This is a genomic window from Micromonospora violae, from assembly GCF_004217135.1.
Taxonomy (GTDB): Bacteria; Actinomycetota; Actinomycetes; order Mycobacteriales; family Micromonosporaceae; genus Micromonospora; species Micromonospora violae.
Genome location: NZ_SHKK01000001.1, coordinates 1,763,824 through 1,781,046 on the forward strand (window position 1 = coordinate 1,763,824; position 17,223 = coordinate 1,781,046).

Consider the following 17,223-nt stretch of genomic DNA (forward strand, 5'->3'; position numbering starts at 1 on the left):
GTGCGCTCCACCGTGCCGCAGCGTCTGTCACGTCACCGTCACGTACGCCGGGCAGCCGGTGACGGACGACGGCGTCAGGTACGCCGACCGGCCGCTGACGGGCGGCCGGTGATGGCGTCGCGGCTGGCCTGGCGGATCGGCGCGAGCGTGTCGTCGAGCAGGGCGCTCATGGCGGGGCTCGGCTCCAGCCGCAACTCCCGGCGCAGCAGGTCCCGGTAGACGTAGAAGGCGTGCACGGCTTCGAAGGCGTTGCCCTCGGCCAGGTGGATGCGGACCACCAGCCGGTGTGGTGTCTCCCGTAACGGCTCGGCGGCCATCGCCTCCAGCGCCGCTTCGAGGGCCTCACCGTGCCGCCCCGCGGCCAGGTGGTGCCCGGCCACCTGTTCCAGCATGTGCAGGCGCAGCTGGCGTAGGCGCTCCCGGTCCAGTAGCACCCAGTCGTCGTACCAGCCGGGGAGGAGGTCGTGGCGTCCGGCGGCGAGCGCCCCGGCCGCGGTACGGGGGTCGTCGCCGTCTCGGACCCGGGCCGCGGTGCCGACCAGGTCGTCCACGTCGAGCCGGACCGCCGGACCGAGCCGTACGGTGTCGCTGGCCACGGTCATCGGGCAGCACGGGTCCTGTCGGAGCCGCCACAGGGCGGTGCGCAGGGAGGACAGCGCCCGCTCCTCCGACGCGTCGGGCCAGAGCAGGCCGGCGAGCTGGCTGCGGGTGGCGCCGGGGCGCAGGCCGATCAGCGCGATCACCCGTTGCAGCCCACGCGGCACCACGACCGGCACCGCGTCGCGCAGGAGTCGGAAGCCCCCGAGCAGGTGGAGTGAGACGCCCTCCTCGGGCGGGTCTCCGGCGGTCGGCACGGACGGATCAGCGGCCACGGCGGCACCCCCTGCGGAACGCTCGTCCCGACTGTCTGCTGTGTCCCGGATCGGTTGCCCGCGACGCCACTGTCGACCCGCCGATGGTGGCGTGGTCGGGCGCGGCCCCACCCGCGGAGGCCGCCGGGCTGACCACGCTGAAGATTATCAATAATGGTCACGTTGAGTCAATGTGGCCGGAGTCTCCTATTCGCGACAGTCAACCCGAGATCGCTTCTGAACTGCATAAACGCTTGCACCGGGAGCGCAGCGGTTGCATAGCCGATACACAGGTTGCGTCAACGCAGCGTCACCATCATGCGTCGCTGGTCGACCCTGCGCGGTGACGCCGCCGTGACGAGGATCGGCGCATCGTGGCGGCAGTCGTCCAGCGCGTCCGGGGGCCACCCGTCGCCGGCCGGACGCTGTGGGGGGAGGCCCAGGGATGGACCGATCGCTGATCGTCGCGAAGGTGGATCCGACCGCCGAGGAGCGGGTCGCCGAGATCTTCGCCGAGTCGGACGCGACGGAGCTGCCGCGCCTGGTCGGTGTCCAGCACCGCTCGCTGTACCGACTGCACGATCTCTATGTGCACCTGCTGGAGACCGCGCAGCCGACGGAGGGCGCGGTGGAGGCCGCTCGTGGCCACCCGGAGTTCATCCGGGTCAGTGAGCGCCTGCGTCCGTACGTGTCGCCGTACCTGCCGACCTGGCGCTCGCCGCGGGACGCGATGGCGCGGTGCTTCTACCGGTTCGACGCCCCGGATCTCGGGCGGCGGTCGTGACGACCACCGCGCCGCGCGAGGAGCAGCTCTGGTCCCGCTGCGCCGGCTGCGCCAGCCTGCTCTACCGCAAACGGCTGCGCCGCAACCTCGACGTCTGTCCGGAGTGTGGTGAGCACGCCCGACTCGGTGCGCCGGAGCGCCTGCGACAACTGGTCGACCCGGGTTCGCTGCGCCCGCTGCCCGACCGGCTGCCGGAGGCGGACCCGATCGACTTCGTGGACGTGCTGCCGTACCCGCACCGGCTCACCGGCGCCCGGGCCAGCACCGGCCTGGCCGAGGCGGTCGTGTGTGCCACGGCCACCATCGGTGGGCACCCGGTGGCCCTGGCGGTGATGGATTTCCGCTTTCTCGGCGGCAGCCTGGGCTGCGCGGTGGGCGAGCTGATCACCCGGGCGGCCGAACGGGCGCTGGACGACCGCATCCCGCTGGTCCTCATCACCGCCTCCGGCGGGGCGCGGATGCAGGAGGGCGCGCTGTCGTTGATGCAGATGGCGACCGTCAGCCAGGCCATCGCCGCGCTGCGCGAGGCGGGGCTGCTCACGGTGAGTGTCCTGACCGACCCGACCTACGGTGGGGTGGCCGCCTCGTTCGCCACCAACACCGATCTGGTGCTCGCCGAGAGCGGCGCGCGGATGGGCTTCGCCGGCCCCCGGGTGATCCGCCAGATCACCGGGCGGGCGTTGCCGGAGGGCTTCCAGACCGCCGACTTCCTGCTCCGACACGGGCAGGTCGACATGGTGGTGCAGCGCCGGTCGCTGCGCGGACGGCTCATGGCGCTGCTCGCCGCGACCCGCGCCGGCCGTCCGGGGCGTTCGCCCGTACCCCGGCAGGAGCCGGCGTCGCGCCGCGAGCGTCGCGCCGACGACGTCGCGGCGCTGCCGGCGGGCCCGGGGGGTGTGCTGCCGGCCGGCCCGGCGGTGGGCGCGGACGTCGACGCCCCGGTCACGGAGGACACCCCGGCGGTACGTGACGCGTGGGACACCGTCCGGGTCGCTCGGCACCTCGGACGACCCACCACACTGGACTACCTGGAATCCGTCTTCGACGGGTTCGTGGAGTTGCACGGCGATCGGCTCGGTGCGGACTGCCCGGCCATCGTCGGTGGCGTGGCGCGGCTGGCCGGCCGGCACGTGATGGTCATCGGGCACCAGAAGGGGCACAGCACCGCCGAGCTGGTGGCCCGCAACTTCGGCATGGCCAGCCCGGCCGGGCACCGCAAGGCGCTGCGGTTGATGCGCCTCGCGGCCCGGCTCGGCCTGCCGGTGATCACCCTGGTGGACACCCCCGGCGCCGACCCCGGGGTCAGCGCCGAGGAACAGGGCCAGGCGGCGGCGATCGCCGAGAACATCCTCACCCTCACCGTGCTGCCCACCCCCGTGCTCGCGGTGATCACCGGGGAGGGCGGCAGCGGCGGTGCGCTGGCCCTGGCGGTCGCCGACCGGGTGCTGATGCTGGAGAACGCCGTCTACTCGGTGATCAGCCCCGAGGGGTGTGCGGCGATCCTCTGGCCGGACCGGTCGGCGGCACCGCAGGCCGCCCGGGCGTTGCGACTGACCGCGCCCGACCTGTGCCGGCTCGGCGTGGTCGACGAGGTCGTGGCGGAGCCGTCGAGCGCCGCGCACGACGACCCGGCGGAGGCCGCGCACCGGCTGCGCGCCGCGCTGCTGGCCAACCTCCTGCCGTTGCTGGACGTGCCCCCCGCCACGCTGGTCCGCCTTCGCCGGCAACGTTTCCGACGGTTCGGCGCGAACCGCGCCGGCACCCGGATGGTCCGGCGATGACCGCCGGCGACGGGGCGGTCTCGACCGTCGAGGCACCCGACGACGTCAGCGTCGGTGGCGACTCGTCCGATGTGGGCGTCGGCGCTGAGGCATCCGACGAGGTCGGCGTGGGTGGTGAGGCGGCGCTGGCGGGTCTGCGTCGGCAGGCGCAGCACCTGATCGCCGAGCTGGCCGGGCCGGTGCGCCGGATCCGGCTGCGCAGCGGTCCGGCGGTGCTGGAGGTCGAGTGGCACCCCGACGACGCGCCCCGACCCGACGGTCCCGGCGCGCCGACGTCGGCGCTCGTGCCGGCGCCAAGCGCCGCACCGGCGGTGATCCGGCCACCGGTGCCCGGGCGCGCCGCGGTGCGGGCACCGATCGTCGGCACCTTCTACCGGGCGTCAGAGCCGGGCGCGCGGCCGTTCGTGGCGGTGGGTGACCTGGTCCGCCCGGGCCAGCCGGTCGCGATCGTCGAGGCGATGAAGCTGATGAACGAGGTGACCGCCGACCGGGCCGGTCGGGTTGCCGCGATCCTCGTCGAGGACGGCCAGCCGGTCGAGTACGACCAGCCGCTCGTCGAACTGGACCCGGCGTGACGGCGCGGGGTGGATGACGATGTTCGAGACCGTGCTGATCGCCAACCGGGGCGAGATCGCGCTGCGGGTGCTGCGCGCCTGCAAGGAGCTCGGTGTCCGCACGGCGGTGGTGTACTCCGCCGCCGACGCCGACTCGGCGGTGGTGCGCCTCGCCGACCAGGCCGTCCGCATCGGGCCCGCGTCGAGTCGGCGCAGCTACCTCAACGCCGCCGCCATCGTGGAGGCGGCCCGGCAGGTGGGCGCGCAGGCGGTGCACCCCGGCTACGGCTTCCTGTCCGAGGACGCCGACTTCGCCGAGATCTGCGTCGACAACGGGTTGACGTTCATCGGTCCGCCGCCGACGGTGATGGCCGCGTTGGCCGACAAGTCCTCGGCCCGGGCGCTGATGAGTCGCGCCGGCCTGCCGCTGTCGCCGGGCAGTGTCGCGCCGGTGCCGACCGCCGCCGCGGCGGCCGAGGTGGCCGAGGCCGTCGGGTACCCGGTGATCGTGAAGGCCGCCGCCGGGGGTGGGGGCCGGGGAATGACCGTGGTGCACACCCCGGGCGAGCTGCGCCGGGCGTACACCCGCACCCGGGCCGCCGCCCAGGCCGCCTTCGGCGACGACCGGGTGTACGTCGAGCGTTACCTCACCGAGGCGCGACACGTCGAGGTGCAGGTGCTCTGCGACGCCCACGGCAACGGGGTGCACCTGGGCACCCGGGACTGCTCGGTGCAACGCCGGCACCAGAAACTGGTCGAGGAGGCGCCCGCCCCGGCGCTGCCCGCCGCCGTCCTCGACACCATCGCCGAGACCGCCCTGCGGGGTGCGCTCCAGGTCGGTTTCGTCGGTGCCGGGACGCTGGAGTTCCTGGTCGACGCCGAGGAGAAGTTCCACTTCCTGGAGATCAACTGCCGGATCCAGGTGGAGCATCCGGTCACCGAGATGGTCACCGGGATCGACCTGGTGCACGAGCAACTGCACATCGCCGCCGGGGTGCCGCTGCGCTGGCGGCAGGAGGAGATCCGGTTGCACGGCGTCGCCGTGGAGTGCCGGGTCAACAGCGAGGACCCCGGGCGCGGGTTCACCCCCACCCCCGGGAGGTTGGCGCGGTTCACCCCGCCCGGCGGCCCGTTCACCCGGGTGGACAGCCACGCCAGCGCCGGCTACCTGATCGGCCCCTGGTACGACTCCCTGCTGGCCAAGGTCATCGTCTGGGCGCCCGACCGGGAGCTGGCCCTCAACCGGCTGGAACGGGCCCTGGACGAGTTCGACATCGCCGGCCCGGGTGTGCACACCACCATCCCGTTCGTCCGACGGGTGCTCGACGACGCCGCATTCCGCAAGGGCCGCTACACCACCGGCCTGGTCGACCGTCTGCTCGCCGCGCCCGCCCACGGGCCGGCGGCCACCCCCGCACCCCGCACCGCGCCCGCCGCAGATCCCGACGCAACCCACAGGAGGACCCGATGACCGTCACCCATGGTCGCCCGATGACCGCCGAGATCACCGACATCCTGGTGGCGCACTGCGGGCTCGACGCCGACGCCGCGGCCCGGGCGCCCGCCGCGTCACTGGAGGAGCTGGGCATGGACTCGCTCGCCCTGCTGGAACTCTCCGCGGTCGTCTCCGACCGCTGGCAGGTGAGCATCCCCGAGCAGGCCGGGCAGTTGAGCATCCCGGCGGTGGCCGAGCTGGTCGCCCGCCGCGCCGACCCGCCCGGGCACACCGAGAACAGCGTGGTCATCGACGCGCCGCTGGGGCTGGTCTGGGAGGTCACCAACGACGTGGCGAACTGGACCGAGCTGTTCACCGAGTACGCCGTGGTGGACATCCTGCACCGCGAGGGGCTCACGGTGCGGTTCCGGCTCACCATGTACCCCGACGAGAACGGGGTGACCTGGAGCTGGGTCAGCGAGCGCACCGCCGACCCGGTCAGCAGGCAGGTCCGGGCGTATCGGGTGGAGACCGGGCCGTTCGAGTACATGCGCATCCACTGGCGCTACACCGAGGAGGCCGGTGGCACCCGGATGACCTGGACGCAGGACTTCGCGATGAAGCCGACCGCGCCGGTCGACAACGCCGCGATGACCGAGCGGATCAACACCAACAGCGTGATCCAACTTGCGGTGATCAAGGACCGGGTGGAGCGGATCGCCCGGCAGCGCGCCGACCAGGGCAGCCCGATCGCCGGCGGCGAGCCGACGGAGGCCGACGATGAGTGACCTGAGCACCCGCCCGATCGCCGCCCGGGACGTACCCGCCGACCGCCGTCGCGGCGGTGAACTGCGGGTGCTGCTCGGCCCGCGCACCGTCGGCAGCACCTCGGGTTTCCTCGGGGTGGCCACGCTCGCCCTGGGGGAGCGGATCGCCGAGCACTACCACCCGTACAGCGAGGAGTTCCTGTACCTGGTGCGGGGCGCGATCACCGTGGACCTGGACGACCAGCCGACGCTGCTGGCCGCCGGCGAGGGGCTGTTCGTACCGGTGAACGTGCGGCACCGACTGCGCAACACCGGCGTCGAACCGGCCGAGGTGGTCTTCCACCTGGGCCCGCTCGCCCCCCGACCCGAGTTGGGACACGTCGACACCGAGTTGGTCGAACAGCGGGGCGCATCGTGAGCGCGAGGAGTGAGCCGGGTTTGCGAGCCCCGCAGTCGCGAACAGAGGTGGCGCGATGACCGGGCGCCGCACGGTGGTGACCGGGGTTGGGGTGGTCGCCCCGGGCGGCGCCAGCCGGGACCGCTTCTGGAAGACCATCACCGAGGGGCGGACCGCCACCCGGCGGATCAGCTTCTTCGACCCGTCGGCGTTCCGGTCGCAGATCGCGGCGGAGTGTGATTTCGACCCGGTCGCGGCGGGGCTCAGCGAGGCCGAGCGGCTCCGGGCCGACCGGTACGTGCAGTTCGCGCTGGCCTGCTCCGCCGAGGCGGTCGCCGACGCCCAGCTGGTGCTCACCGACGCGGAGCGGGACCGGGCCGGGGTGGTGCTGGGCACGGCGGTGGGCGGCACCATGGCGTTGGAGCAGGAGTACGTCACCGTGAGCGAGCACGGCCGGCGTTGGCTGGTGGATGGGGCGCGCGGTGGCCCGTACCTCTATCAGGCGTTGGTGCCCAGCAGCCTCGCGGCGGACGTGGCCTGCCGGCACGGGTGGCACGGCCCGGCGCAGGTGGTCTCCACCGGCTGCACCTCGGGCATCGACGCCATCGGGTACGCCCATCAGATGATCGTGGACGGTGAGGCGGACGTGATGTTGGCCGGTGCGTCCGACTCGCCGATCTCGCCGGTCACGGTCGCCTCGTTCGACGCGATCAAGGCGACCAGCCCGGACAACGACGACCCGGCCCACGCCTCCCGACCGTTCGACGCCGACCGGCACGGGTTCGTGCTGGCCGAGGGTGCGGCGGTGCTGGTGTTGGAGGAGGCCGGGCACGCCCGGCGTCGGGGGGCGCACATCTACTGCGAGGTGGCCGGCTACGCCAGCCGCAGCAACGGCTACCACATGACCGGGCTGCGCCCGGACGGCTTGGAGATGAGCCTCGCCGTCACCGACGCGCTCCGGCAGGGGAAGATCCTGCCCGAGCAGGTCTCCTACATCAGCGCGCACGGTTCGGGCACCCGGCAGAACGACCGACACGAGACGGCCGCGCTCAAACGGGCGCTGGGCCAGGCCGCGTACCGGGTGCCGATCAGCTCCATCAAGTCGATGGTCGGGCACTCGCTCGGCGCGATCGGATCGATCGAGATGGCCGCGTGCGCCCTCGCCATCGAATTCGGTGTGGTGCCGCCGACGGCGAACTGGAGCACCCGGGACCCGGAGTGCGACCTGGACTACGTACCCAACGAGGCGCGGGAGGTCCCGGTGGACGTGGCCCTCTCGGTGGGCAGCGGATTCGGCGGTTTCCAGTCGGCGATGGTCTTCCGTCGGATGCTCGGCGCGGTGGCGGCGTGATGGCCCGCGCGGTGGTGACCGGCATCGGGGTGGTCGCACCGAGCGGTATCGGCGCGGACGCGCACTGGCGCACGGTCCTCGCCGGCACCCGCCGGACCGGGCCGATCACGTTGTTCGACCCGTCCGGTTATCCGACCCGCTTCGGTGGGGAGGTGGCCGGCTTCATCCCCGAGTCCTACGCGGACAGTCGGCAGTTGGTGCAGACCGACCGGTGGACGCACCTCGGCTTCGCCGCGACCCGGCTGGCGCTGGCCGACGCCGGCCTGCCCGAGCGGGCCCCCGATCCGTACGGCTACGCGGTGACCCTGGCCAGCTCGTCCGGGGGCAACCTGTTCGGTCAGCGGGAGTTGCAACGCCTGTGGGGCGGTTCGTCGCGGACGGTCGGGGCGTACCAGTCGATCGCCTGGTTCTACGCGGCCAGCGTCGGGCAGCTCTCCATCCACCACCAGTTCAAGGGGCCGAGTGGGGTGCTCGTCGCCGAGTCGGCCGGTGGGCTGGACAGCCTGGCGCACGCGGCCCGGGCGGTACGCCGCGGCACCCCGGTGGTGATCGCCGGGGCCACCGAGTGCCCGTTGAGCCCGTACGCGCTCGCCTGCCAGCTGCGCTCGGGGCTGCTCAGCGACGTCGCCGACCCGGAGCGGGCGTACCGGCCGTTCGACGCCTCGGCCAGCGGCTACCTGCCGGCCGAGGGGGGAGCGGTGTTCGTGGTGGAGGAGCTGGGGCACGCCCTGGCCCGGGGCGCCCGGGTCTACGGCGAGGTGAGCGGGTGGGGCTCCACCCACGACGCCGCGCACACCACGGCGGTCAGCGCCGGTGATCCGACCCAGTACGCGCGGGCGATGCGGCTGGCCCTGGACCGGGCCGGCGTCGCGGCGGCCGGGATCGACGTGGTGCTGCCCGACGCGCTCGGTGTGCCCCGCTACGACCGCAGCGAGGCCGACGCGTTGCGCGCCGTGTTCGCCGACCGGCCCCCGCCGGTGACCACGCAGAAACCGCTGACCGGCCGGGCGTGCCAGGGTGGTGCGGCGTTGGACGTGGCCACCGCGCTGCTCGCCTTCGCCCACGACACGCTGCCCGCGTCGGCGGGGCCGGACGAGGTGGCCGACGGCTGCGAGCTGGACTTCCTGCGGGAGCACCGCCGGCCGCGCAGCCGGCTCGCCCTGGTCTGCGCGCGGGGCTTCGACGGGTTCAACAGCGCGCTGGTCCTGCGCGGGGCCGCGCCGATGAGGGGAGAGGCGTCATGAGCGACCAACGGGCCCGGGTGGTCTTCCTGGTACGGGTGCCGGTGCCGCGCACCGAGGCGTTCCTCGCCGCGTACGAGCAGGTGCGGCACCTGGTCGCCGGCGGCGTGCCGGGGCACCTGGTGGACCAGGTGTGCCGCTCGTCGACCGACCCGGAGCAGTGGTTGATCACCAGTGAGTGGGCGAGCCTGGCCGATTTCGAGACCTGGGAACGCAGTCCCGAGCACCGGGACCTCGTCCGCCCAATGCGGGAGTGCTTCACCGACGCCCGTTCCCTACGCTTCCACATCCACGCCCAAACCCCAGCCCTAACCTGACCCCCCCCGCGGCCTCCACCCCACCCCCGCCCCCACCCCGCCCCCACCCTCGCCCCCGTCGATCATGGAGTTGTGGTGGGTGACGAAACGTATTTTAACGGGACGAATTCTGGCACCATGACTCCATGATCGACGGGGCTCTGCTCGCGGTCTTGTGCGTAGTGGCGCGACATGGGAGCCGTTCGTGGCGACGGCTGGCCCCGGTTGCTCGCGGAGCCTCGAGCGGCCCATCTCGTCGATGCTGGCCGCGCTTACCTCGACGTCGGTGACGTCACGGCCGCTGTGCGCGCCCCGGTTGGCGCCGACATCGTCGCGCCCGACGAGGTCCGCTGCCGGCCTGTCGCTCGTACCCTCATCGCCGAGATGCGCACAGCGGCCGGGCAGCCGCCAGCGTGGCGCGACTCGCCGCGCTCGTCGGGCTCACCCGGTGACCGCGTCACCATCGGCCGTCCGGCTGAGGGCGCGCGACGGTTGTACGAGGGGTCATCCCTCGGTGACGATCTGCCGAATCGCCCGCCCGATCCTGCCTGCCGAACGGGCTGTCGGCAATCCGGCGGCCCGCTGCTTTTGATCCATCCATTTGCATCTAGCAATGACCATGTCGGCGTCGTATGGTTCCCCGCAACACCCCGACAGGCGTACGTGATGGGCGGATTCGCCCTCTTTGATGCTGGGCGGTGAACGGCAGTGACGGCAGAAGATCCTACCGTGACAGACCCCGGATGGGTGGACGAAGTCCTCTTCGCCGGCCACCCGAGCGACGTTTGTCTCCGTCTGCCCGAGCCCATCGACCGGGCCGCCCTGCACCGACTGGTCACCGCCGCGCAGGATCGGCTCACCACCGCCGGATTGCGCCCCGGGGGTGCCGCGGCGCTGCGGCTGCCGCCGTCCCTGGCGTATGTGGTGAACCTGCTGGCCACCTGGCGCGCCGGCGGGCAGGCGATCCTGCTCGACCACCGGCTCACCGACCACGAGGTGGACCGCGCGCTGCACCGGCTGACCCCGCAGGTGGTGGTCGCGCCGGTGCGCACCGGGAGCAGCGCGTTGAAGATCTTCGTGGACGTCACCGAGGGCGTCACCCGGTACGCCGACCGTCCGGCGGTCAGCGACCACGCCGTGATCCAGCTCAGCTCCGGCTCCACCGGACCGTCGAAGGTGATCGGCCGCACCGCAGCCGACCTGGTCGCCGAGGTGCACCGCTACACCCGGATCGACGGGGTGGCGCTGCCCGGCGAGCGGATCATCCTGCTGCCGTCGATGGTGCACGTTCTCGGCCTGGTCGGCGGGCTGCTCTACGGGCTGCACGCAGGCGTCGAGCTGGTGCCGCCGCAGCGGCTCAGCGGCGATGCCGTGCTGGCCGCGATCAGCGCCGACGCCACACCGGCCACCGTCCTCGGTGTCCCGTTCCACATCGGGCTGCTCGCCTCCACCCGTCCGGCCGGTCCGCTGCCCCAGCTGCGGCGGATGACCACCGGAGGCGAGCTGGTGCCGACCGCCGTCGCCCGGGCGTTCACCGACCGGTACGGGGTGCCGCTGGGCAACATGTACGGGATGACCGAGGTCGGGGTGATCGGCACCGACCTGTACGGGACGCACCGACCGTCGATCGCCCCCGCGCCCGGCATCGAGGTCCGCGAATCCGGCGGTGAGCTGTGGGTGTCCTGCCCGGCGTCGCCGTACGTCGGCCTGAGCGACCCGACCCGCTGGTCCGACGGGTGGCTGCACACCCGTGACGCCGGCACCGTCGACGCGGACACCGGCCTGGTCACGGTGCGCGGCCGACTCGACTCGCAGGTCTCCGTCGGCGGGATGAAGGTCGATCTGACCGAGGTGGAGGCCACCGTCGCCGAACTGCCCGAGGTGGCCGCCGCGGTGGTGGTCTGGGACGGCGGCATCACCGCCTACGTCCAGCCGGACGGGCCGCTGTCGGAGGAGACGCTGGACAAGCTCCTCGCCGCGCGGTTGGCCGGCTACAAACGGCCCCGGACGTTGCACCTGCTCGATCAGTTGCCCCGCACCACCACCGGCAAGCTGGTCCGCTCGACCGACGCGCTGCGCTCGGCGGTCGCCCCGTGACCGGCCCACTGCACCACCTCGACGTCGACCGGCGCGGGTGCGGCGACCGCCAGGACGAGTCCCTCGTCCAGCCGTGGGTGACCGACCCGCAGGGGCTCGACGCCGGGCACCGGTCGCATCGGCAGCCCTGGCGGCGGCATCAACCGACGCAGCCCGCCGTCGCGCAGCCCGCGTCCGAGCGCCTTACCGACCGCCTCCTTGGCGGTCCACAGCCGCAGGAAGTCCGCCGTCCGGCTGGCCTCGGGCCGATCGCCCAACCAGGCCCGCTCGGCCGGTGGGAACCAGCGGCGGGCCAGCGCCAGCGCCGGCAGCGGGCGGACGCGTTCCACGTCCACCCCGACCGTGCCCGCCCGACGGGCGGCGACCACCACCAGCCCGGCGGTCCGGCTGACGCTGACCGCCAGCTCGACCGACCCGGTGGCGTCGTCGACCCGGACGATCGGGCGTCCGTCGCGGTCGTGCGTCAGCACCACCTCGGTCGCCACGCGACCGAGCAGCAGAGCGCCCGCCCGCCGCACCAGCACAGCGGCCGGATCCGGCTGACCGCCGGCGTCCCGGCCGACCCACACGTGGACGGTGTCCCGACCGGACACCGTCAACTGAGCCACGCAGAAAGGGTATCCATGAGAGCCGAGGTCCGCGCCTTCGTCGTTGAACAGCTCGCCGATATGAACTACGACGTCGAAGGGCTCGACGACGACACCACGCTCGGCCCCTCCGGCGTCGACCTGGAGTCCCTCGCCCTGGCCGACCTGTCCGTCCGGGTCGAGGACCGGTACGGCCTGACGTTCGCCGACGACGAGTCGGAGCAGCTGGCCCTGATGACGGTCGGCGAATTCACCACCATGGTCGCCAACCGTGTCGCCGAGGCGACGAGCGACAAAGCCTGATGAGCGGTCAGCCCGACCTGGGGCGAGCTGACCTGCTGACCATGCTCGCCGAACTCACCGCGAAACCGGCTGCCGAGGTGTCCGACCGGATCGGCTCGATGGAGCTCGCCTGGCTGGTGCACCTCGTCGAGCAGCGCTACGACCGCCGGCTCGACCTCGCCGACGACGAGTTGGCCGGCATCCGCACCGTCGACGACGCCCTGACCGTGTTCCGGGCGTCGCTGAGCACCTCCGCAGATGGTTGAGGCGCGCGTCGCCCAGCTCACCGGTGTGCACGCGGTCAGCGCCCTCGGGCGGGGCGCCGACGCGCAGCTCGCTGGCGTGCTGGCCGGTGTGCCGGCGTTCGGCCCGGTGCACCGGTTCGACACCGCCGCCCGCCGGGTCACCGTGGCGGCCACCCTGCCCGAGGTCGGTACGCTCGCCGACGAACTGGCCGCCGGGATCGACGCGGCCTGCCGGGCGGCCGGCCTGGACCGCGCCGAGCGCGCCGGGTGCGTCCTGCTGCTCGCCGTGCACGGCGGCCCGGCTCCTGGGACGGGCCCGTCCCCGGCTGTGCTCGCCGACCACCTCGCCACCCGGTGTGGACTCTCCGGCCGCAACCGGGTCTACACCAGCGCCTGCGTCTCGGCGAGCACGGCGGTGGCCGACGCCGCCGCCCAGATCACCCACGGTGCTGTGGAGCGGGTGGTGGTCGCGGCCGGCTACCTGGTGGAACCGGACCAGTTCGCGCTCTTCGACGCCGGTCGCGCCCTCGCCGTCGACGGGGCGGTGCGGCCGTTCAGCGTCGGCCGCCGGGGATTGCTGCTGGGCGACGGGGTGGCCGCCGTGGTCCTCGAATCCAGCGCCGCGCGTCGACGCGGGGCCGAGCCGTTGGCCACCGTGGCCGGTTGGGGACGGGCCGGTGACGCGTTCCACCCCTGTCAGCCGGAGCCCGGCGGCAGCGGGCTGGCCCGCGCGGTCGACGGCGCGCTGCGTCGGGCCGGGCTGCCACCACAGGCCGTCGGCTACGTCAACGCGAACGCCACCGGCACCGCGCAGAGCGACGCCGCCGAGGCGGCGGCGCTGCGCCGGGCCCTCGGCGAACAGGCCACCCATGTTCCGGTCAGCTCCACGAAGTCGGTGCACGGGCACGCGTTGGAGGCGTCCGGGCTGCTCGAGTTCGTGATCACCGCCCTCGCGCTGCGACACGGCCACCTGCCGGTCAACGCCGGCTGGCTGGCCCCCGACGAGGACTGCCCGCTGAACGTGGTGACGGACCGTCCGCACCGGACGGACGCCACCCATGCGCTGACCCTCAACGCCGCCTTCGGCGGTGCCAACACCGCTCTCCTGGTCGGCGTCGCGTGACCGCCGCCCAGTCCCCGCGGACGTGCACGCTCGGCACCGACCGCGCCTCCGAGACGCGCACCGACAGTGCGGGCCGGCCGGGGGAGCGGGCTCGGGCCCGGTGGCCGGAGGGTGGGGACGGGACAGCCGCCCCGGGGGTGCCCGGGTTTGTGCACTCGGACTTCGCGCCGGTGGTGGTGGCCGTGGCGCAAGAGTGTCTACGCCGGGCGTACGGGCCGGCGGGGGTGCCCGCCGGGGTGCGGACGGGAATCGTGCTGGTCAGCGCCAGCGGCGATCTCGCCAGCGCCGAGCACGTCCGGACGACCGTCGAGGCCGGCGGGCGGATCGGCCCGCTGTTCTTCTTCCAGTCCGTGCCCAACAGCGTCGCCGGGCACGTCGCGGCCCGCTGGAACCTGCGCGGCCCGGTGGTCTGCCTCAGCCCGACCGGCGACCCGTACACCGACGGCGTCGCCGAGGCCGACCTGCTGCGCGACGACGGTGACGCCGACGAGGTGTTGCTGATCCTGATCGAACAGGCACCCGACGGGCCGACCGAGGCGGTCGCGGTGCTGCTGGGGGGAGGAGCACGACCATGAGGACACCCGGACTGCGCGGCGCGCTGGCCGCCGACACCGACCTGGGCGCGGGTAACGTCCTGGCCCGGGTACTGGCGCACGGCGCCGACCCGGACGGGCCCGGCCTGACCTTCGACACGGCCGTCGACGGGCACCCCGCCGAGACGCCACTGACGCTGGGGCGGCTCGACGAGCGGGTCGCCGCCCGCGCCGCCTGGCTGCACGAGCGAGGGGTACGCCCCCGCGACCCGATCGCCGTCTGGGCCACCGCCGCCGCCGACATGGTGCTCAGCTTCCTGGCGCTGACCCGGCTCGGAGCGATCCCGGCGCTGATGAACGGCAAACTCCGCCCGGAGATCGCCGCCGAGTACATCCGCCGCCTGCGGGGCGTCGGGGTGCTGGCCGACGACGCGCACACCGCGCTCCTGGCCGGGCACGAGCTGGGCGTACCGCTGCTGGGGACCCCCGCGCAGGCGGGCACCGGCGACCCGACCGTCGCCCCGGCGCACTACCGGCACCACCCGGACGACCCGATCGTGATCACCCACACCTCCGGGACGACCGGGGTGCCCAAGGCGGTGCTGCACTCGCACGCCAGCCTCTTCGCGGCCACCCGGCACCTGCTCACCATGCCGCAGGCGCAGGGCACCAGCCGGATCCTCAACGCGCTGCCCGCACCACACACCGCCACGGTGCTGATGGTCAACCAGGCGCTGGGCAACCGCGCGCAGATGTTCCTCCTGTCCGAGCAGGACGGTGAGCGGGTGCTGGACGCGATCCAACGCTGGCGCCCCGACGGGGTGTTCGGCTTCTCGGTCACCTGGGCGGAGCTGGCCCGCTTCGACCTGTCCGGGTACGACCTGGACTCGGTGCGGCTCTGGTTCAACACCGGTGACGCCTCGCACGAGCCGCACATCCGCCGTCTCGTCGCGGTCGGTCGGCGTGACACCGTCACCCGGGACGGGGTGGTCACGGTGCCCGGCTCGGTCTTCATCGACGGGTTGGGCTCCAGCGAGATGGGGCACTCGATGTTCCACATCACCCACCGCGTCGACACCGACCGGTACGGCCGCTGCATCGGCCGCCCGTACCAGTTCGCCACGGTCGCGGTGCTCGACGCCGCCGGTGAGCCGGTGCCCGTCGGTGAGGTGGGCTTCCTGGGCATCGACTCGCCGTCGCTGTTCCGGGGCTACTGGAACGACTCGGTCACCACCTACCGGTTCCGCCAGCGTGGCTGGTACCTCACCGGTGACCTGGTCCGCGCCGACGCCGACGGCCGCTACTACCACCTGGACCGGGCGGTGGACTCGGTCGACGCCGGCGCGGGGCGGCGCTTCTACACCGCGCTGTCCGAGGAGCGGATTCTCGCCGCCTGCCCGGACGTCACCGACTGCACGGTGGCGATCGTCGCCGAGGCCGGCACGGTGGTCACCGACGTGCTGCTGGAGTTGGCCGCCGGTGCCGACGAGGCCGAGGACCGTACCGAACGGGTCCGCGCCGCCCTCGGCCCGGACGTCGGCGACACGCTGCGCCGGGTCGTGCCGGTGCGCTCCGCCGACATCCCGGTCACCGTGACCGGCAAGGTCCGCAAGGTGGTCCTGCGTGAGCGCTACCTCACCGAGGCGCGCTCATGACCGCCCTGATCACCGGGATGGGTCTGTTCACCCCGGTCGGGCGGGGCGTGGAGGAGACCTTCGACGCGCTGACCACCGGCCGGTCCGGGCTCGGCCGACCACCGCAGGGGCACCCCGCGCGGGAGTCGCTGGACGTCGCCGGCCTGCTGCCCGACATCGACCCGCGCACCGTGGCGTCCGGGCCGGAGACCCGGGTGCTGGACCGGATCGTGGTCCTCGCCCTGCTCGCCGCCGCCGACGCCCTCGCTGACGCCGGTATCGAGGTGGGCCGCGACGTCGACCCCGACCGGATCGGTGTGATCGTCGGTGGGGTCGGGGGAATGGCCACCCTGGAGTCGCAGGTGCTGGCCCGGGCGGCCCGGGGCCGTGCGGCGGTCAGCCCGTACCTGCTCACCGGGATCCTGCCGAACATGCCGGCGGCGCGGATCGCCATCGCGCACGGCATCCGGGGCTACAGCTCGTCGGTCGGCACCGCCTGCGCCTCCGGCGCGCAGGCGGTCGCCGACGGCGTCCGGCTCATCGCGACCGGGGAAGCCGACGTGGTGCTCTGCGGGGCCAGCGAGGCACCGCTCTTCCCGACCTTCGCCGACACCTTCGGCAACGCGCGGGCGTTGGCGCGCGCCGGCACCGACCCGGGCCGGGCGAGCCGGCCGTTCGACACCTCCCGCAGCGGGTTCGTCCTCTCCGAGGGCGCCGCGCTGCTGGTGCTCGAACGCGCCGAGCACGCCGCGGCGCGCGGCGTCGCCGGGTACGCCGAGGTGGCCGGCCACGGTGCGACGACGGACGCGTACCACCCGACCGCGCCCCGCCCGGACGGCGCGGGGGCGGCGGCGTGCATCCGTCGGGCGCTGCGCAGCGCCGGTGTGCCGGCGGCGGCGGTCGGTTACGTCAACGCGCACGGCACCGGCACGAAGCTCGGTGACATCGCGGAGACCACCGCGCTCACCGACGTCTTCGGCGTGGGCGGTGTGCCGGTCAGCTCCACCAAGGCGCTCACCGGTCACCTGCTGGGCGCCTCCGGGGTGCTGGAGGCGGCGGCGACCGCGTTGGCGCTCGATCGGGGGCTCCTGCCGCCGACGTACCACCTCGACGATCCGGACCCGGCCTGCCCGGCGGACCACATCCGCGGCGTACCCCGCAAGGCCGACCTGGAGTACGCGGTGACCAACTCGTTCGGGTTCGGCGGCCAGAACGTGAGCCTGCTGCTGGCGCGGGTCGCCGAGCCGAGGGGGTGATCGAGGCGG

The 17,223-nt window shown here is 73.7% G+C and carries 18 protein-coding genes; 16 read left to right on the top strand and 2 right to left on the bottom strand.

The genetic code is table 11. The features are described 5' to 3' along the window. Positions 1 to 74 precede the first annotated feature (74 nt). Positions 75 to 872: an AfsR/SARP family transcriptional regulator gene (locus EV382_RS07900; protein ID WP_130400927.1), complete on the bottom strand. Its 798-nt coding sequence runs from the start codon at positions 870 to 872 to the stop codon at positions 75 to 77. A 424-nt stretch (positions 873 to 1,296) separates the two neighbouring features. Here EV382_RS07900 and EV382_RS07905 point away from each other — a divergent pair, with 424 nt between their 5' ends. The 10 genes from EV382_RS07905 (at position 1,297) to EV382_RS07950 (ending at position 11,554) form a co-directional block, all read left to right on the top strand. Beyond that, positions 1,297 to 1,635: a TcmI family type II polyketide cyclase gene (locus tag EV382_RS07905; RefSeq protein ID WP_130400928.1), complete on the top strand. Its 339-nt coding sequence runs from the start codon at positions 1,297 to 1,299 to the stop codon at positions 1,633 to 1,635. Further along, complete coding sequence (locus EV382_RS07910) at positions 1,632 to 3,416, top strand: acetyl-CoA carboxylase carboxyltransferase subunit alpha (protein ID WP_130400929.1); 1,785 nt, start codon at positions 1,632 to 1,634, stop codon at positions 3,414 to 3,416. The genes EV382_RS07905 and EV382_RS07910 overlap by 4 nt, the downstream gene beginning before the upstream one ends. Further along, positions 3,413 to 3,991 carry an acetyl-CoA carboxylase biotin carboxyl carrier protein gene (locus tag EV382_RS07915; protein WP_130400930.1) on the top strand — a complete coding sequence of 193 codons (579 nt, stop codon included), beginning with the start codon at positions 3,413 to 3,415 and terminating at the stop codon, positions 3,989 to 3,991. The genes EV382_RS07910 and EV382_RS07915 overlap by 4 nt, the downstream gene beginning before the upstream one ends. 19 nt (positions 3,992 to 4,010) lie before the next feature. Then, entirely contained in the window at positions 4,011 to 5,441 is a 1,431-nt protein-coding gene (locus EV382_RS07920) for an acetyl-CoA carboxylase biotin carboxylase subunit (RefSeq protein ID WP_130400931.1), read from the top strand. After that, entirely contained in the window at positions 5,438 to 6,193 is a 756-nt protein-coding gene (locus EV382_RS07925) for an SRPBCC family protein (RefSeq protein ID WP_130400932.1), read from the top strand. Before EV382_RS07920 ends, EV382_RS07925 begins: the two co-directional genes overlap by 4 nt. After that, complete coding sequence (locus EV382_RS07930; RefSeq protein ID WP_130400933.1) at positions 6,186 to 6,590, top strand: cupin domain-containing protein; 405 nt, start codon at positions 6,186 to 6,188, stop codon at positions 6,588 to 6,590. The genes EV382_RS07925 and EV382_RS07930 overlap by 8 nt, the downstream gene beginning before the upstream one ends. Before the next feature lie 55 nt (positions 6,591 to 6,645). Then, positions 6,646 to 7,920 (top strand): beta-ketoacyl-[acyl-carrier-protein] synthase family protein, encoded by a 1,275-nt coding sequence (locus tag EV382_RS07935; RefSeq protein ID WP_130400934.1) that lies wholly within the window; start codon positions 6,646 to 6,648, stop codon positions 7,918 to 7,920. Beyond that, positions 7,917 to 9,164 carry a beta-ketoacyl synthase N-terminal-like domain-containing protein gene (locus EV382_RS07940; RefSeq protein ID WP_130400935.1) on the top strand — a complete coding sequence of 416 codons (1,248 nt, stop codon included), beginning with the start codon at positions 7,917 to 7,919 and terminating at the stop codon, positions 9,162 to 9,164. The genes EV382_RS07935 and EV382_RS07940 overlap by 4 nt, the downstream gene beginning before the upstream one ends. After that, a complete protein-coding gene (locus tag EV382_RS07945) occupies positions 9,161 to 9,478 on the top strand; it encodes an antibiotic biosynthesis monooxygenase family protein (protein WP_130400936.1) in 318 nt (105 codons plus the stop codon). The genes EV382_RS07940 and EV382_RS07945 overlap by 4 nt, the downstream gene beginning before the upstream one ends. A 708-nt stretch (positions 9,479 to 10,186) precedes the next feature. After that, positions 10,187 to 11,554, top strand: a complete 1,368-nt coding sequence (locus EV382_RS07950) for a class I adenylate-forming enzyme family protein (RefSeq protein WP_130400937.1) — start codon at positions 10,187 to 10,189, stop codon at positions 11,552 to 11,554. Here EV382_RS07950 and EV382_RS07955 read toward each other — a convergent pair. Further along, positions 11,482 to 12,162, bottom strand: a complete 681-nt coding sequence (locus EV382_RS07955; RefSeq protein ID WP_244236590.1) for a 4'-phosphopantetheinyl transferase family protein — start codon at positions 12,160 to 12,162, stop codon at positions 11,482 to 11,484. The two genes, EV382_RS07950 and EV382_RS07955, sit on opposite strands and share 73 nt — an antisense overlap. Positions 12,163 to 12,177: 15 nt before the next feature. Here EV382_RS07955 and EV382_RS07960 point away from each other — a divergent pair, with 15 nt between their 5' ends. The 6 genes from EV382_RS07960 (at position 12,178) to EV382_RS07985 (ending at position 17,214) form a co-directional block, all read left to right on the top strand. Then, positions 12,178 to 12,444, top strand: a complete 267-nt coding sequence (locus tag EV382_RS07960; RefSeq protein WP_130400938.1) for an acyl carrier protein — start codon at positions 12,178 to 12,180, stop codon at positions 12,442 to 12,444. Next, entirely contained in the window at positions 12,444 to 12,689 is a 246-nt protein-coding gene (locus EV382_RS07965) for an acyl carrier protein (protein ID WP_130400939.1), read from the top strand. The genes EV382_RS07960 and EV382_RS07965 overlap by 1 nt, the downstream gene beginning before the upstream one ends. Continuing rightward, positions 12,682 to 13,791, top strand: coding sequence for a beta-ketoacyl-[acyl-carrier-protein] synthase family protein (locus tag EV382_RS07970; RefSeq protein WP_130400940.1), 1,110 nt, complete (start codon positions 12,682 to 12,684; stop codon positions 13,789 to 13,791). The genes EV382_RS07965 and EV382_RS07970 overlap by 8 nt, the downstream gene beginning before the upstream one ends. Positions 13,792 to 13,928: 137 nt before the next feature. Further along, positions 13,929 to 14,366: a beta-ketoacyl synthase chain length factor gene (locus EV382_RS07975; protein WP_244236591.1), complete on the top strand. Its 438-nt coding sequence runs from the start codon at positions 13,929 to 13,931 to the stop codon at positions 14,364 to 14,366. After that, positions 14,363 to 15,979, top strand: a complete 1,617-nt coding sequence (locus EV382_RS07980) for a class I adenylate-forming enzyme family protein (RefSeq protein WP_130400942.1) — start codon at positions 14,363 to 14,365, stop codon at positions 15,977 to 15,979. Before EV382_RS07975 ends, EV382_RS07980 begins: the two co-directional genes overlap by 4 nt. After that, complete coding sequence (locus tag EV382_RS07985) at positions 15,976 to 17,214, top strand: beta-ketoacyl-[acyl-carrier-protein] synthase family protein (RefSeq protein WP_130400943.1); 1,239 nt, start codon at positions 15,976 to 15,978, stop codon at positions 17,212 to 17,214. The genes EV382_RS07980 and EV382_RS07985 overlap by 4 nt, the downstream gene beginning before the upstream one ends. Positions 17,215 to 17,223 lie beyond the last annotated feature (9 nt).

Excerpts from the sequence above, each read along its gene's own strand:
- EV382_RS07935 (WP_130400934.1), top strand. The coding sequence starts at position 6,646 with ATGACCGGGCGCCGCACGGTGGTGACCGGGGTTGGGGTGGTCGCCCCG.
- EV382_RS07930 (WP_130400933.1), top strand. The coding sequence starts at position 6,186 with ATGAGTGACCTGAGCACCCGCCCGATCGCCGCCCGGGACGTACCCGCC.
- EV382_RS07980 (WP_130400942.1), top strand. The coding sequence starts at position 14,363 with ATGAGGACACCCGGACTGCGCGGCGCGCTGGCCGCCGACACCGACCTG.
- EV382_RS07920 (WP_130400931.1), top strand. The coding sequence starts at position 4,011 with ATGTTCGAGACCGTGCTGATCGCCAACCGGGGCGAGATCGCGCTGCGG.
- EV382_RS07945 (WP_130400936.1), top strand. The coding sequence starts at position 9,161 with ATGAGCGACCAACGGGCCCGGGTGGTCTTCCTGGTACGGGTGCCGGTG.
- EV382_RS07965 (WP_130400939.1), top strand. The coding sequence starts at position 12,444 with ATGAGCGGTCAGCCCGACCTGGGGCGAGCTGACCTGCTGACCATGCTC.
- EV382_RS07905 (WP_130400928.1), top strand. The coding sequence starts at position 1,297 with ATGGACCGATCGCTGATCGTCGCGAAGGTGGATCCGACCGCCGAGGAG.
- EV382_RS07985 (WP_130400943.1), top strand. The coding sequence starts at position 15,976 with ATGACCGCCCTGATCACCGGGATGGGTCTGTTCACCCCGGTCGGGCGG.
- EV382_RS07970 (WP_130400940.1), top strand. The coding sequence starts at position 12,682 with ATGGTTGAGGCGCGCGTCGCCCAGCTCACCGGTGTGCACGCGGTCAGC.
- EV382_RS07960 (WP_130400938.1), top strand. The coding sequence starts at position 12,178 with ATGAGAGCCGAGGTCCGCGCCTTCGTCGTTGAACAGCTCGCCGATATG.
- EV382_RS07925 (WP_130400932.1), top strand. The coding sequence starts at position 5,438 with ATGACCGTCACCCATGGTCGCCCGATGACCGCCGAGATCACCGACATC.
- EV382_RS07915 (WP_130400930.1), top strand. The coding sequence starts at position 3,413 with ATGACCGCCGGCGACGGGGCGGTCTCGACCGTCGAGGCACCCGACGAC.